Genomic DNA, 13,783 nt, shown 5'->3' with positions numbered 1-13,783 from the left:
GACGGGCCGGTGCAGCCAGGTCTTCCAAGTCTTCCTGCTGCCCCGTAGAAAAGGAGCGGTCGTTCGAAAGTCAGCAGTCACGCTTTCGAGTGTGAAGAAAGTGCGTATAAAGGCAAGCGACAAAATCGTAACAGTCGGGGCGGACAGGCGAATTTGCCTGAAAAGCCGTCAAAGTGCCACAAAATGGACCATTGAGGAGAGCGAAATGATGCTGATTTACGGGATCAAGACCTGTGATACCTGCCGAAAAGCCGTGAAAACGCTGGGGGTGGAGCTGACGGACATCCGGGAGACGCCGCTGTCGCGCGCGCAACTTGAGCGATTCCATGCCGCTTTTGGCGAGGCGCTGGTCAACACCCGCTCCACCACATGGCGGGGTCTGTCGGAGGCGGAACGCGCCCGCGATCCGCTCGATTTGCTGACGGATCATCCGACCCTGATGAAACGCCCGGTGATCGACCGCGACGGCACGCTCTATCTCGGTTGGGGCAAGGATGTGCAGGCGGCGCTTCTTTAATCTCCGTTCGCACATCCCTATCTGAGCAGAACACAGGCAAGGAGACATGAGATGCGCAACGCAGCTCTGGTTTTAGGCATCCTCGGCGGCGTGCTCGCCATGCTCGTCGGTTTTTTCAGCTACGGCTACACTGAAGCCATTGATCACTGGGGCGAGGTCGAGGGGCTCTTTGAACAGGTCCGAAACGTCGATCTGATCCGGGCCACGAGTTTCTTCGCGCCGATTCTCGCCATCGCGGGCGGTGCCATGGCGCGGGCGCGGGCGCTCTGGGGCGGGGTGCTGATGCTGGTGGCCGCTGCCCTGATGTACAACGGTTTTGGCTTCAACGTCTTTACCATGTTCCCGCTGGGCTTCTGTGTGCTGGGCGGTTTGCTTGCCTTGGCTGCGGGCAAACCCGACGAGCCGAAGGCGCATTTCTGAAGCTCACAGCCCAAAGACCAGAGGCATCAGCCACCATGAGGCGAAAAACACCACCGCCGTGCTCAGGATATTGAGCGCGAACCCCGCCTTGACCATGTGTTTCAGCGTCAGCTTTTCATAGGAGAAGATGATCGAATTGGGCGGCGTGGCGGCGGGCATCATGAAGGCCATGGAGGCCCCCAGAGCCACCGGCACGGTGAGCCAGAGCACGCTGACATCGAGGCCGAGCGCCACCGCGCCCAGAACCGGCAGGAAGGTGGCGGTAGAGGCGGTGTTGGAGGTGATCTCGGTCAGGAATTTGATCGCCACGGCGACGATCAGAACAAGCAGCCAGAGCGGCACATCGCCCATCTGTCCGACCTGTTCGCCGATCCAGAGCGCCAGACCGCTGGCCTCGAACCCGCCCGCAATCGCCAGCCCGCCGCCGAACAACAAGAGCACCCCCCAGGGCAGATCGCGCGACACCGACCAGTCGAGCAGCGGCGGCGCACCGCGCTCGGCGGGCAGGGCAAAAAGCGCGAGGGCGGCGAGGATGGCGACGCCGGAATCGTCGATCGGCAGGCCGAGAAAACTGCGGGTGATCCAGAGAAAGGCAGCCCCGGCAAAGATCATCGCAACGCGGCGTTCGGGGGTTTTCATCGGACCGAGCAGCGCCCGTTCTTCGGCAATCACCCTCTGCACCGAACTCAGTTCCATCTCATGGACCGGGAAAAGCACCCGCGTCAAAAGCAGATAGGCCGGGGGCAGCATGACGATGACAACAGGAATGCCGATCAGCATCCAGGTGAAAAAGTCGATCTCGATCCCGTAGTTTTCCGACAACAGACTGGCCAGAAGCGCATTGGGCGGCGTGCCGATCAGCGTGCCGACGCCTCCGATGGAGGCGGAATAGGCGATGGACAACATGAGGCCGATGCCGAAACGGTCCACCTGCGTCTTGTCCGGCACGCGTTCGTCGATGAAATCTATGATAGAGACGCCCACAGCATACATCATCACGGCGGTGGCGGTGTTGGAAATCCACATCGACAGAAAGGCGGTGGCCAGCATGAAGCCCATGATGATGCGGCTCGGGCTGGAGCCGACAGCGGCGACAATGGCAAGGGCGATCCGCCGGTGCACCCCCCAGCGCTGCATCCCGGCGGCAAGGATAAAGCCGCCGAGAAAGAGGAAAATCAGGTGATTGCCGTAATGACGGCTGACCTCGCCCGTGGGCTGAATGCCGAGCGCCGGGAAGATCACGATGGGCAGGAGGGCGGTGGCCGAAAGCGGCAGGGCTTCCGACAGCCACCAGATCACCATCCAGAGCGTCACCGCAATAAGCCGCCACGCTTCCGGGGTCATGCCGGCGGGCACCGGCATCCAGAGAAGCACGATGGCCAGTAGCGGCCCGAGCAAAAGGGCGATGAGCCGCGCGATCTGTGGTTTCTGTTCGGTCATATCCCTGCTTCCGGCTGGCCTGACGTTCAGTGTAACGCCTTCATCGGGGAGGCCAAGGTGCAGGATTGCCGGATGCGACAAAACAACCGCGCGCCCCCGAAGGGACGCGCGGCATTTTCTTGTGCAGAGAAGGCTCAGGCCAGATCTGGGGCCAGTGCCTCGGTCGACAGCGCGGCGACGATCTCGTCAAGCGCCATGACGGCGGTTTCTTTCTGACCCAGACGGCGGACGGTGACGGTCTTTTCCTCGACCTCGCGCGCGCCCACGGCGAGGATCACCGGCACTTTGCCGAGGCTGTGCTCGCGCACCTTGTAGTTGATCTTCTCGTTGCGAATATCGGCCTCGGCGCGCACGCCTGCGGCTTTCAGTTGCGCGACGACCGCGTTCACATAATCGTCGGCCTCGGACACGATGGAGGCGACCACGACCTGGCGCGGCGCAAGCCAGAAGGGCAGGTGCCCCGCCGAGTTCTCGATCAGGATGCCGATGAAGCGCTCGAACGAGCCAAGCACGGCCCGGTGCAACATGATCGGACGATGTTTCGCGCCGTCCTGACCGATGTAATTCGCGTCCAGTCGCTCCGGCAGGTTCGGGTCGACCTGCAACGTGCCGCATTGCCACGCCCGCCCGATCGCGTCGGTCAGAACGAATTCAAGCTTCGGCCCGTAGAACGCCCCTTCGCCTTCCTGAATTTCGAAATCATAGCCGGCGGCCTTACAGGCATTGCCCAGAGATTCCTCGGCGTGATCCCAGCTTTCTTCCGACCCGATGCGTTTCTCGGGCCGCGTCGACAGCTTGATCTCCCAGTCGTCAAACCCGAGATCGGAGTAGATTTTCGCAAGAAACTCAATGAACTTCTTGGTTTCCGCCTCGATGTCCTTTTCCTCGCAGAAGATATGCGCATCGTCTTGGGTAAAGCCGCGCACCCGCATGATCCCGTGCAGCGCGCCCGAGGGTTCGTAGCGGTTGCAGGACCCGAATTCCGCGATCCGCAAAGGCAGGTCGCGATAGGATTTCAGACCCTGATTGAACACCTGAACGTGGCAGGGGCAGTTCATCGGTTTCAGCGCGTTGACAGTTTTTTCGCGGGCATGATCCTCGTCCACTTCGACGATGAACATGTTTTCCTGATAGTTGTCCCAATGCCCCGAGGCTTCCCAGAGCTTGCGGTTCACCACCTGCGGCGTGTTCACCTCGACATAACCGTCACGCTCCTGCTGACGACGCATGTAGTCTTGAAGCGTGGTGTAGATTTTCCAGCCGTTCGGGTGCCAGAACACCTGACCGGGGGCCTCTTCCTGCATGTGGTAGAGGTCCATCTCCTTGCCCAGCTTGCGGTGATCGCGCTTGGCGGCCTCTTCCATCATGAGTTCCCAGGCTTTCAGATCCTTGCGGTTCTTGAACGCCACGCCATAGATGCGCTGCAACATCGGGCGCGTGCTGTCTCCGAGCCAATAGGCCCCCGCCACATGGGTCAGCTTGAACGCATCGGCAGGCACCTGCCCGGTGTGCTGGAGGTGCGGACCGCGGCAGAGATCCTGCCAGTCGCCATGCCAGTACATCCGAAGCGGCTGGCCCTCGGGAATGCGGTTCACCAGTTCGACTTTGAACGGCTCATTGCGGGCGTTGTAGTAATCAATCGCCTCGTCGCGGCCCCAAATCTCCGTCTTGACCGGCTCACGGGCGTTGATGATGTCCTTCATCTTCGCCTCGATCGCACCGAGGTCCTCGGGCGTGAACGGCTCTGCCCGGTCGAAATCGTAGAACCAGCCATTGTCGCGCACCGGGCCGATGGTCACTTTGACATCGGGCCAAAGCTCCTGCACCGCCCGCGCCATGATATGCGCAAGGTCGTGACGGATCAGTTCGAGCGCGGGGGCGTCGTCCTGCATGGTGTTGATCGCGATGCTTGCGTCCTCATTGATCGGCCACTGGAGATCCCAGTGCTGACCGTTGACGGACGCGGAGATCGCTTTCTTCGCAAGGCTGTTCGAAATGCTTGCGGCCACATCGGCAGGGGTCACGCCAGCATTAAACTCGCGCGAATTGCCATCGGGGAATGTGAGAGAAATCGGTGCCATGTCGGCTCTCCTCGTCGGTTTGGCGCCTACCAAGCGCCCGGTTGCGGGTATATATGTGTCGCGCTTTTCGCGCGCAGATCTGCCTATGTCAATTGCAAACAGGCTTTTAACATCCAATTGTTACACGAGTTTTCTTGATTGTAGCCATTCCGGGCAGCAATCTTTCTCTGTCCGACATCAGGAGATTCACATGCATACTTATGACGAAATTCTTGCTATCGCCGCCGAACGCAAAGGCGGGGCGGAAGAGGTTCTTCGCGACGTTTATATCCCGAAACTTCCGCATGAAATGGCCGAGACCCCCGATGCGGTCTGGCTCGCGGAAATGGCGAAACATATTTTTCAGGCCGGCATGTCGTGGAAGGTGGTCGAGGGCAAATGGCCCGGCATCGAAGAAGCGTTTCACGGCTTCGATGTGACCTATGTCGCGGGGCTTTCCGAAGACGAGATCGCGGCGCTGACGAAAGACGCGCGTCTGATCAAATCCGCGCCGAAAATCAAGGCGGTGGTCGACAATGCGAAATTCATCGCCAAGGTCAGCGCCGAGAATGGCGGCTTTGGCAAGAAAATCGCCTATTGGCCCGCCGAAGACTATTTCGACCTTCTGGACTGGCTGAAAAAAGAGGGCGCGCGTCTGGGCGGCAACACCGGTGCCATGGCGATGCGGTGGTGCGGGCGCGATGGGTTCATCCTGTCCGACAGCGTCGTGGCCCGGCTGATCGCCGAGGGCGTGATCGACAAGGCGCCGACCTCGAAAGCCGCAAAAAAGGCCGTGCAGGAGGCGTTCAACATCTGGCGCGAACAGTCCGGCCAGACACTCAACACGATCTCGCGGGTGCTGGCCCAGAGCATCGACGCCTGACATGCGACCCTGAGCCGACTTGGCATCTCTGCGTCCGGCCCTATGCTGGGCGCGCAGATTCAGGGAGCCAGCCATGACCGATTTTCTCGACACGCCTTCGGGGCGCAAGATCGCCTATCACCGCCTGCCGGGCGTGGGGCCGGGCATCGTGTTCTTGGGTGGTTTCATGTCGGACATGGAAGGCACCAAGGCCATCGCCTTGGAGGCCTGGGCCCGCATTCAGGGCCGCCCCTTCCTGCGCTTCGACTATTCCGGCCACGGTCAGAGTTCGGAGAGCTTCGAAAACGGCTGCATCGGCGATTGGGCCGAAGATGCGCAGGCGGTGATCGAGGCCCTCACCGACGGCCCGCAGATCCTCGTCGGTTCTTCCATGGGCGGCTGGATCTCGCTTCTGATGTGCAAACGCATCCCCGACCGTGTCGCCGGTCTCGTCACCATCGCCGCCGCGCCGGATTTTACCGAGGACGGCTTTTGGGCAGGATTCGACGCGACACAGCGCGCCACGCTCAACCGCGACGGCGTCGTCATGATGCCTTCGGGCTATGACAGCGATTACCCGATCACCAAACGTCTGATCGAGGATGGCCGCAGCCAACTGGTGCTGCGCGATGCGCTGCCCTTGCCCTTCCCGGTGCGGTTTTTGCAAGGCACGGCGGATACCTCCGTTTCCACCGAAACCGCGATCCGGCTCTTGGGCCATGTGACAGGCGACGACATCCGCCTCACCCTCGTGAAAGGTGCCGATCATTCCTTCTCGACTCCGGACTGCCTCGCGACCATCGAGACGGCGATCACCGAGGTGACAGGGCGGATCCCGGCCGGTTCCGTGCGACCCGCTTGACCTTCGCGGCAGGTCGCGCCATTTGAAAAGGGACCAGAGTTCTCAGGACCAGCCCTCATGACCGAAAGCCTCGTGCTTTTGCCCGGTTTTCTTGCCGATGGACGTGTGTTCACCGATCAGATCGTCGATCTGAGCCGGGATCATGCTGTGATGGTCGCCCCCTTGCAGGGCGAAAGCCTCACCGAGATGGCCGATGCGGTTCTGGCCGTCGCGCCGCCGAAATTCGCGGTCGCGGGTCATGATCTCGGCGCCTCCGTCGCCACCGAAATCCTGCGTCGCGCGCCGGGCCGCGTCACCCGCATCGCGCTGATCTCCGGCTCCGCGCAGGCCGAGCCGCCCAATGCCGCCGCCGCCCGCGAGCCGCGCATGGTCAAGGCCCGCACCGGGCGTTTCGGCGAGGTTCTGCTCGAAGAACTGCCCTCGACCGCGCTTTACGAAGGGCCGCATCGCAACGCCATCCGAGATCATTGGCTCGATATGGCGATGGAGGCGGGGCTCGACGCCTATCTCACCCAGTCGCGCATCCTGCAACGCCGCCCGGATCATCAGAACGTGCTCAGGCGCGCCCGCATTCCGGCTCTGGTGATGGGCGGAGCCGCCGACACGATCAGTCCGCCACGCCGTCAGGATTTCATCGCCCAGCTGATGCCCCGCGCGGAATTCGTGTTGATCGAGAAAGCCGGCCACCTGCCCATGCTGGAAGCGCCGCGAAGCGTGTCGCGCGCCCTCAAGACATGGCTTGAGGCCGAGGCCCCCTTCGTGCTGCGCTGAACTGCGCACACCTGTCTAAACAAACCATTGTTGGAATCCCCGTTCGGACGTAGCCTTTCCGAGGGGGGGAGCTTTTGTGGCCGCCCCGGTTTCTCAGTACACTCGGTCCGAATTGGGGGCGCTCATGTTGATAAGAGCTTTCTGCATTTTTCTTCTGCCTTTCGGGAGCGTCTCTGTGGCCATGGCGCAGTCCGTTTCCGTGCTCGATGTCGAACCCTATGCCGGGTCTCAGGAACGTGTCCCGGATCGTGTCGAGGAGGCTTTTGGCGAGATTCAGAGGATCACGGGGTTTACCGATGGCAATGTGCTGTCGGAAAAACTGCGCGGACGGGTGCTCTTGCGTCGTTTCGCCAATCCCGAGGGGCGTTCGACGCTTGAGATTCTCGTCAACTACCAGCAGGCGCTTGCGGCGCGGGGCTTTGTCACCGAATGGGAATGCGGCAGCCGGGGTGAATGCGGCAACCTGTCCTCACAGGGCTGGCAAAACGGCATGAACCTCGGCATCGGCAGCGACATTCGCTACCTCACCGGGCAAATGCCCTACGAGGGCGGCACGGCCTATGTCTCGGTCGGCGTCGAACCCCGCAATCACTATGTGCAGATCCTGCAAACCGCCGCTCTTGAGACCGATCAGGTCAAGGTGATCGACGCCGCGGCGATGGCCAAATCCATCGACACCGAAGGCAAGATCGCCCTCGACAACATCTATTTCGATTTCGGCAGCGCGGTGCTGCTTCCGAGTTCCGACGAGGCGCTTTCCGAGATTGCGAAACTGCTCACCGAACGCCCCGATCTCGAGATCTATGTCGTCGGCCATACCGACAGTGTCGGCGGGCTGGACAGCAACCTGACCTTGTCGCGCAGCCGGGCGCAATCTGTGGTCGATGCCCTGAGCGCGCGTTTCGGTGTGGCCTCCGGGCGCGCCGTGCCCGCCGGTGTCGGCCCGCTCGCGCCGGTCGCCAGCAACCTCACCGACGAGGGGCGGGCGCTCAACCGCCGGGTCGAGATCGTCGCCCGCTGAACAGAAAGAGCCGGAACGAAAAAGAGACGGGCAGGCCCGTCTCTTTTTGGAGCTTCAGGATGTGAAACAGGGAGCCCTCAGCCCGCTTTCGCTTCGGTGTCTTTCCCGGCCACAATCCGCGGCCCGGAATTGGCATCGATGAAATCGAGCACCAGAGGCCGGATGTTGTTGCGCCAGCTTTTGCCCGCGAAAATCCCGTAATGGCCTGCTCCCGGTTCGAGGTGATTGGCCTTCTTGCTGTCCGGCAGCCCGGTGCAGAGATCGAGCGCGGCAACACATTGGCCCGGCGCGGAGATGTCGTCATTCTCGCCTTCGACGGTCTTCACGGCGACATCGGTGATCTTGCCGATATCGACCTTCTTGCCCGCCACCACGAATTTGTTCTGTGCGATTTCCAGCCCTTTGAAAATGCGCTCGACGGTGGAGAGATAGAACTCCGCCGTCATGTCCATCACGGCGAGATATTCGTCGTAGAATTTGTTGTGCCGGTCATGCTCGCCCGCTTCGCCCTTGGCAACGCGCTGGATCTGATCGGCGAAGGCCTTGGAGTGGTTGTCCATGTTCATCGTGATGAACGAGGACAGCTGCAACAGCCCCGGATAGACCTTGCGCCCCACGCCCTTGTATTTGTAACCGACACGCTGGATCATCGCTTGCTCGAGCTGGCCCATGGTGACGCGGTTGCCGAAATCCGTCACTTCGGTCGGCGTCGCGTCCGGGTCGATCGGCCCGCCAATGAGCGTCAGCGAACGCGGCTGTGCCTTCGGGTCTTCCTCGGCGAGATAGGCCGTGGCCGCGAGCGTCAGCGGCGCCGGTTGGCACACGGCGATCACATGGGTGTTCGGCCCCAGATGTTTGAGGAAATCGACGAGGTAGAGCGTGTAATCCTCGATGTCGAATTTGCCCTCGGAGACCGGGATGTCGCGGGCGTTGTGCCAGTCGGTGACATAAAGTTCGCAATCCGGCAAAAGCGACACGACGGTTGAGCGCAGAAGCGTCGCATAATGCCCCGACATCGGCGCCACCAAAAGCACCCGGCGTTTCATCTCGGCGCGGCCCTGTACCTTGAAATGGATCAGATTGCCGAAAGGCCGGGCCACTTCGGTCACCACATCGACAATGTGATCGCGCCCGTCCTCGCCCACGACCGACCCGATGCCCCAGTCCGGTTTGGTCACCATGCGCGAAAACGCCCGCTCCGTAACCTCGCCCCAGGCGCGCAGCCACTGGAATGCCGGGTTCGGCATCATGGCTACGGCCGGGTAAGACCCCAGCGCCTGCGCCGAGGCACCAAGCCACTGGTTGGTGTTCCGGATCGTTTCCATCAAGTCATAGGTGGCCATGTAGCGCATGTGCTTCTCCTTTGGACGGTCAGGTCGGGGCCTGATCCGACCGGGCCTTTCGGCCGGGTCCTCTCGGCTTGCGTGGGGGGGCTGCGACTTCGTTCGGCCTTCCCACGGGCTCACTCTGCCGTTATCGTGATGAATATACTCTTACAGCAAACGGCAATGCTGCAAGTGCAAAATATTGGGAGGACGCGTGATGGCAGGGGATGGAGCGGTCAAAACGCCTGAGGACACAGTTGAAAAGACGTTGGATCTGGATAAACTCAACGCGAATATCGTGAAGATTGAAGAGTTGTCGGCGCGTCTGGCCGCTGCACTTGCACAAAAGAAACCGATTCCCCCCGCGCTGCAAGGGCCGGGGCAGGAGCTCTTCGTCAAGGCCGCGAGCGCCTATATGGCGGAGATGATGAACAACCCGGCGCGGGTGATCGAGCATCAGGTGGGCTATTGGGGCAAGACGCTCAAGCATTACATCGAGGCGCAGAACCGGCTGGCGCAGGGCAATCTGACCCCGCCGCCCGACGAGACGCCGAAGGACCGTCGGTTCGGCAATCCGCTCTGGGAAACGAACCCGTTCTTCAACTTCCTCAAACAGCAATATCTGATGAACTCCGAGGCCCTGCATGACGCGGTGAGCGATCTCGAACTGCTCGACGGGCAGGATCGCAAGCGGGTGGATTATTTCACCAAGCAGCTCATCAACATGATGGCACCGACGAATTTTCTCGCCACCAACCCCGATGCGCTTCAGCACGCGGTGGAGACCGAGGGCGAGAGCCTCGTGAAAGGGCTCGAAAACCTCGTGCGCGATCTGGAGGATCACCACGGCGAGCTGGTCGTCAATCTCGCCAACAAGGAAGCCTTCAAGCTGGGCGAAAACATCGCCACGACCAAAGGCTCCGTGGTGTTCCGCAACCGGATGTTCGAGCTGATCCAATATGCGCCGACGACCGAAACGGTGCACAAGATCCCGCTGCTGCTCTTCCCGCCGTGGATCAACAAATTCTATATTCTCGACCTGCGCGAACAAAATTCGCTGATCAAGTGGATCGTCGATCAGGGCTATACCGTCTTTGTCGTTTCCTGGGTCAACCCGAACGAGGGCTATGCCGAGGTCGGCATGGACCAATATGTCGAAGAGGGCTTTTTGACCGCCATCGCACAGGTCAAGGAGATCACCTCCGAGCCGAAGATCAACGTTATCGGCTATTGCATCGCGGGCACCACCCTGTCTTTGACACTGGCGCTGATGAAGCAGCGTAAGGATACTTCGGTCAAATCCGCCACCTTCTTTACGACGCTGACCGATTTCTCCGATCAGGGCGAGTTTGGCGTGTTCCTCGACGACGATTTCGTCGACGGCATCGAGGCGGAGGCCAAGCGCACCGGTCTCATGAAATCGCTCTACATGAACCGCACCTTCTCCTACCTGCGATCCAACGACCTGATCTATCAGCCCGCGATCCGCAGCTATATGATGGGGGAGGCGCCGCCTGCTTTCGACCTTCTGTACTGGAACGGCGACGCCACGAACCTCCCCGGCAAGATGGCGGTCGAATACCTGCGTGGCCTGACCCAGCGCGACGAATTCGCCACCGTGGGCTATAAGGTCTGTGGCAGCACCGTGCATCTCTCCGAGGTCAACGTGCCGCTCTGCGCCATCGGCTGTGAGACCGATCACATCGCCGCGTGGAAAAGCTCCTACAACGGCATTTGCCAGATGGGGTCTAAGAACAAGACCTTCCTGCTCTCCGAGAGCGGCCATATCGCCGGGATCGTCAATCCGCCCTCGAAAGGCAAATACGGCCATTACACCAATCCCGATATGACTCTGTCGGCGGAGGAGTGGCAGGCCGGGGCGGAGTTCCACAAGGGCTCGTGGTGGCCGACCTGGGAGACCTGGCTCAAGCCCAAGTCCGGCAAACAGGTGCCTGCGCGGGTTCCGGGCGATTCGGGGCGCAAAATTCTTGCCGAGGCGCCCGGCACCTATGTGAAAATGACCGCGACGCCCTGAGCGCAGAGCGCCTAACGGCCTGACACTCCGTAGTTTTGGGTATTTTTCTGCATCGCAGCATAAATCACTTGATTTTCTGCGGTGCAGCATCCATATTCTTTTTGCAAGCGCAGCAAAGGCAATCGGGCCGAGGCGCGCCGCAGAGCGAAAATCCGGGGCTCTTCGCTACGGCCAGTTTCGCATCAAAGCCAGGAGGATATGAGACATGGCCAAGACCGACGATTTCACCAAGATGATGAAAGACATGATGGGCAACTTCCCGCTCGATCTGTCCGCGATGCAGGAAAGCTTCAAAACCCAGGCCTCCTTCGCCGAGAAACTCTCGAAAGTGGCCATCGAAGCCGCCGAGAAATCCACCGAGCTGTCCTCGAAATGGACCAAGGACACCCTGTCCAAGGTCGCCGAGATGACCGCCGTCAAGGAAGAGCCCTCCGATTACACCAAGGCGATGACCGAATTCGCCTCCGTGCAGGCTGAAATGGCCGCCGAAAACATGGCTGCCTTCGCCGAAGTCGCGAAAAAGGTCCAGATGGAAACCATCGAGCTGGTTATGGCTGCCGGCAAAGACATGGGCGAGGACATGACCGCCGCCGCGAAAAAAGCGACCGACGAGATGACCAAAGCCGCGAAAAAAGCGACTGCGAAGTAAGGCATCCCTTACCTCTCCGCGTTTCTCCTCCTCCCTGGAAACGTGGATCTCGAACGGGCCCCCATCTGCGGGGCCCGTTTTCGCATGTGCAGAGGCGCTTGACGGTGATTGCGGTAACAAAAACGTCCTGATTTCTTTTGCTTTTGGAAAATCGCTCGCATAGGCTTGCTGCATTGCCGATAAAATTGCCACCAAGGGAGGGGAGCCCAGATGGCCGATAAAAAAGATCCTTTGCTGATCAAACGCTATGCCTCGCGACGTCTCTACAACACCGAGACCTCCGATTACGTCACACTCGAAGACATCGCGGGGTTCATCCGCGAGGGCCGCGACGTGCAGATCGTGGACCTGAAATCCGGTGACGATCTCACGCGCCAATACCTGTTGCAGATCATCGCCGAACACGAAAGCCGCGGCGAAAGCGTGCTGCCGCTGGGCGTGCTGACCGATCTCGTGCGCAGCTACACCACCGACATCCAATCCGTCGTGCCGCAGTTTCTGGCGCAGAGCTTCGAGATGCTGCGTCAGGGGCAGGAACAGATGATGCAGAATTTCGGTACGCAAATGCCGCAAATTCCTGGCTTCGAGGCACTTCAGGCCCAGCAGGAAGCCTTCATCAAGGCGATGACCGGCGGGATGAGCAAAAACTGGTCCGCGCCGAAACAGGAAGCTTCCGAGGCTGGCGAAGATCTCGGCGAGATCAAGAAACAGTTGGCCGAGCTTCAGGACAAGCTGTCCAAGCTGTCGTAAACGTGTCGCAGGGCACCTGGACAAACCCCGCAAGCTGCGGGGTTTTCTTTTTTCTGTCAGATTGCAGCGGTATTTGATTGAGTATTTAGAGCAGCAAAGGAAACGGGGGGCATATGAGCGACAAGGTCGGACGTTTGACGCTTTGGGGCGTCGAGGTGTTTCTCGCGGTCTCCGAAGAGGGGTCCGTGTCCGCCGCGGCCAAGCGTCTCGGCGCCTCGCCCTCCGCCGTGTCGCAGCAGATCTCCAATCTGGAAACCGCACTGGGCACCGAGCTGATCAACCGTCGCGAACGTCCGATGTCGCTGACGCCTGCGGGCCGGGTTCTGCGCAGGCGCGCGCAGAGCATTCTGGTGGAAGCCGCCCGTGCGCGCTCCGAGATCGCCGGGCTGGACCTCAGCCATCTCGCCCATCTGCGCCTCGGCATGGTGGAGGATTTCGAATCCTCCGTGACCCCCTTGCTGATCACCCAGATGGCCGACCGGCTGACCGAGACCCGCTTCGAATTGGAGACCGGCCCCTCGCATCGTCTGCTCGACCGGCTGGAGAACCGGGCGCTCGACGTGATCGTCGCCGCCGAGCTGGGCGACGGGGCGGAGTGGTCGGAAAGCCATCCGCTGTTGCAGGACCCTTTCGTCGCCGTGGTGCCGAAAGGCCATCATGGGGCGGTCAAGGAGCTGCCGCTCATTCAATACACCCGCCGTCATGCCATGGGGCGGATGTTGGCCGAACATCTCGCGATGCAGGGCCTGACGCTCACCCATCGCTTCGAGCTCGACAGTTACCGCGCGATGATCGCCATGGTGGCGGGCGGCACGGGCTGGACCATCCTGTCTTCGCTGGGGGTGCTCAACGCCGGGCGCTATGCCGATGAGATCGAGGCCATACCCCTGCCGGTCGCGCCCTTGTCGCGGCAAATCTCGCTGACCGTGCGACAGGACGGCATGTCGGAAATGGCGCGCGAAGTGGCCGATCAATTGGGGCCGCTGTTGCAGGCGCAGGTGGTCGATCCGATGGTCGCGACCTATCCGTGGCTCGGCGGTTATCTCAAGATTCTGTAAAGCAAAACGCCTC

13 protein-coding genes are annotated in these 13,783 nt (G+C 60.9%); 10 read left to right on the top strand and 3 right to left on the bottom strand.

Annotated features, from left to right (window positions below; translation table 11 throughout):
- Nucleotides 1–208 precede the first annotated feature (208 nt).
- On the top strand, nucleotides 209–517 hold the full coding sequence (locus V1475_RS18510; RefSeq protein ID WP_434290839.1) for an arsenate reductase family protein: 309 nt from the start codon (nucleotides 209–211) through the stop codon (nucleotides 515–517).
- 51 nt (nucleotides 518–568) lie between these two features.
- Nucleotides 569–937, top strand: coding sequence for a hypothetical protein (locus V1475_RS18505; RefSeq protein WP_434286371.1), 369 nt, complete (start codon nucleotides 569–571; stop codon nucleotides 935–937).
- A gap of 3 nt (nucleotides 938–940) precedes the next feature.
- Here the strand turns inward: V1475_RS18505 and V1475_RS18500 are convergent, their stop codons facing one another.
- Nucleotides 941–2,377: an SLC13 family permease gene (locus V1475_RS18500; RefSeq protein ID WP_479413908.1), complete on the bottom strand. Its 1,437-nt coding sequence runs from the start codon at nucleotides 2,375–2,377 to the stop codon at nucleotides 941–943.
- 134 nt (nucleotides 2,378–2,511) lie between these two features.
- Complete coding sequence (gene thrS, locus V1475_RS18495) at nucleotides 2,512–4,458, bottom strand: threonine--tRNA ligase (RefSeq protein ID WP_479413907.1); 1,947 nt, start codon at nucleotides 4,456–4,458, stop codon at nucleotides 2,512–2,514.
- A 190-nt stretch (nucleotides 4,459–4,648) separates the two neighbouring features.
- Between thrS and V1475_RS18490 the strand changes: the two genes are divergently transcribed.
- The 4 genes from V1475_RS18490 (at nucleotide 4,649) to V1475_RS18475 (ending at nucleotide 7,953) form a co-directional block, all read left to right on the top strand.
- Nucleotides 4,649–5,320 carry a DNA-3-methyladenine glycosylase I gene (locus tag V1475_RS18490; RefSeq protein ID WP_479413906.1) on the top strand — a complete coding sequence of 224 codons (672 nt, stop codon included), beginning with the start codon at nucleotides 4,649–4,651 and terminating at the stop codon, nucleotides 5,318–5,320.
- 73 nt (nucleotides 5,321–5,393) lie between these two features.
- Nucleotides 5,394–6,161, top strand: a complete 768-nt coding sequence (locus V1475_RS18485) for an alpha/beta hydrolase (RefSeq protein ID WP_479413905.1) — start codon at nucleotides 5,394–5,396, stop codon at nucleotides 6,159–6,161.
- Nucleotides 6,162–6,218: 57 nt separating this feature from the next.
- Nucleotides 6,219–6,932: an alpha/beta fold hydrolase gene (locus tag V1475_RS18480; protein WP_434286376.1), complete on the top strand. Its 714-nt coding sequence runs from the start codon at nucleotides 6,219–6,221 to the stop codon at nucleotides 6,930–6,932.
- A gap of 181 nt (nucleotides 6,933–7,113) precedes the next feature.
- Entirely contained in the window at nucleotides 7,114–7,953 is an 840-nt protein-coding gene (locus tag V1475_RS18475) for an OmpA family protein (RefSeq protein WP_479413904.1), read from the top strand.
- A 77-nt stretch (nucleotides 7,954–8,030) separates the two neighbouring features.
- Here the strand turns inward: V1475_RS18475 and phaZ are convergent, their stop codons facing one another.
- On the bottom strand, nucleotides 8,031–9,305 hold the full coding sequence (phaZ, locus tag V1475_RS18470) for a polyhydroxyalkanoate depolymerase (protein ID WP_479413903.1): 1,275 nt from the start codon (nucleotides 9,303–9,305) through the stop codon (nucleotides 8,031–8,033).
- 190 nt (nucleotides 9,306–9,495) lie between these two features.
- Between phaZ and phaC the strand changes: the two genes are divergently transcribed.
- From phaC to V1475_RS18450, 4 genes are all read left to right on the top strand, one after another.
- Nucleotides 9,496–11,313 (top strand): class I poly(R)-hydroxyalkanoic acid synthase, encoded by a 1,818-nt coding sequence (gene phaC / locus V1475_RS18465; RefSeq protein WP_479413902.1) that lies wholly within the window; start codon nucleotides 9,496–9,498, stop codon nucleotides 11,311–11,313.
- A 205-nt stretch (nucleotides 11,314–11,518) separates the two neighbouring features.
- On the top strand, nucleotides 11,519–11,962 hold the full coding sequence (locus V1475_RS18460) for a Phasin (protein WP_434286380.1): 444 nt from the start codon (nucleotides 11,519–11,521) through the stop codon (nucleotides 11,960–11,962).
- A 210-nt stretch (nucleotides 11,963–12,172) separates the two neighbouring features.
- Complete coding sequence (phaR, locus tag V1475_RS18455; RefSeq protein ID WP_434286381.1) at nucleotides 12,173–12,712, top strand: polyhydroxyalkanoate synthesis repressor PhaR; 540 nt, start codon at nucleotides 12,173–12,175, stop codon at nucleotides 12,710–12,712.
- Nucleotides 12,713–12,825: 113 nt separating this feature from the next.
- Entirely contained in the window at nucleotides 12,826–13,770 is a 945-nt protein-coding gene (locus tag V1475_RS18450) for a LysR family transcriptional regulator (RefSeq protein WP_479413901.1), read from the top strand.
- Nucleotides 13,771–13,783 lie beyond the last annotated feature (13 nt).

Source organism: Celeribacter sp. SCSIO 80838 (genome assembly GCF_056498065.1).
This window is presented reverse-complemented; position numbering and strand designations above follow the sequence as displayed.

What these genes read in the sequence shown, in the direction of transcription:
- V1475_RS18510 (WP_434290839.1), top strand. Translation starts at nt 209, where the DNA reads ATGCTGATTTACGGGATCAAGACCTGTGATACCTGCCGAAAAGCCGTG.
- V1475_RS18505 (WP_434286371.1), top strand. Translation starts at nt 569, where the DNA reads ATGCGCAACGCAGCTCTGGTTTTAGGCATCCTCGGCGGCGTGCTCGCC.
- V1475_RS18500 (WP_479413908.1), bottom strand. Translation starts at nt 2,377, where the DNA reads ATGACCGAACAGAAACCACAGATCGCGCGGCTCATCGCCCTTTTGCTC.
- thrS (WP_479413907.1), bottom strand. Translation starts at nt 4,458, where the DNA reads ATGGCACCGATTTCTCTCACATTCCCCGATGGCAATTCGCGCGAGTTT.
- V1475_RS18490 (WP_479413906.1), top strand. Translation starts at nt 4,649, where the DNA reads ATGCATACTTATGACGAAATTCTTGCTATCGCCGCCGAACGCAAAGGC.
- V1475_RS18485 (WP_479413905.1), top strand. Translation starts at nt 5,394, where the DNA reads ATGACCGATTTTCTCGACACGCCTTCGGGGCGCAAGATCGCCTATCAC.
- V1475_RS18480 (WP_434286376.1), top strand. Translation starts at nt 6,219, where the DNA reads ATGACCGAAAGCCTCGTGCTTTTGCCCGGTTTTCTTGCCGATGGACGT.
- V1475_RS18475 (WP_479413904.1), top strand. Translation starts at nt 7,114, where the DNA reads ATGGCGCAGTCCGTTTCCGTGCTCGATGTCGAACCCTATGCCGGGTCT.
- phaZ (WP_479413903.1), bottom strand. Translation starts at nt 9,305, where the DNA reads ATGCGCTACATGGCCACCTATGACTTGATGGAAACGATCCGGAACACC.
- phaC (WP_479413902.1), top strand. Translation starts at nt 9,496, where the DNA reads ATGGCAGGGGATGGAGCGGTCAAAACGCCTGAGGACACAGTTGAAAAG.
- V1475_RS18460 (WP_434286380.1), top strand. Translation starts at nt 11,519, where the DNA reads ATGGCCAAGACCGACGATTTCACCAAGATGATGAAAGACATGATGGGC.
- phaR (WP_434286381.1), top strand. Translation starts at nt 12,173, where the DNA reads ATGGCCGATAAAAAAGATCCTTTGCTGATCAAACGCTATGCCTCGCGA.
- V1475_RS18450 (WP_479413901.1), top strand. Translation starts at nt 12,826, where the DNA reads ATGAGCGACAAGGTCGGACGTTTGACGCTTTGGGGCGTCGAGGTGTTT.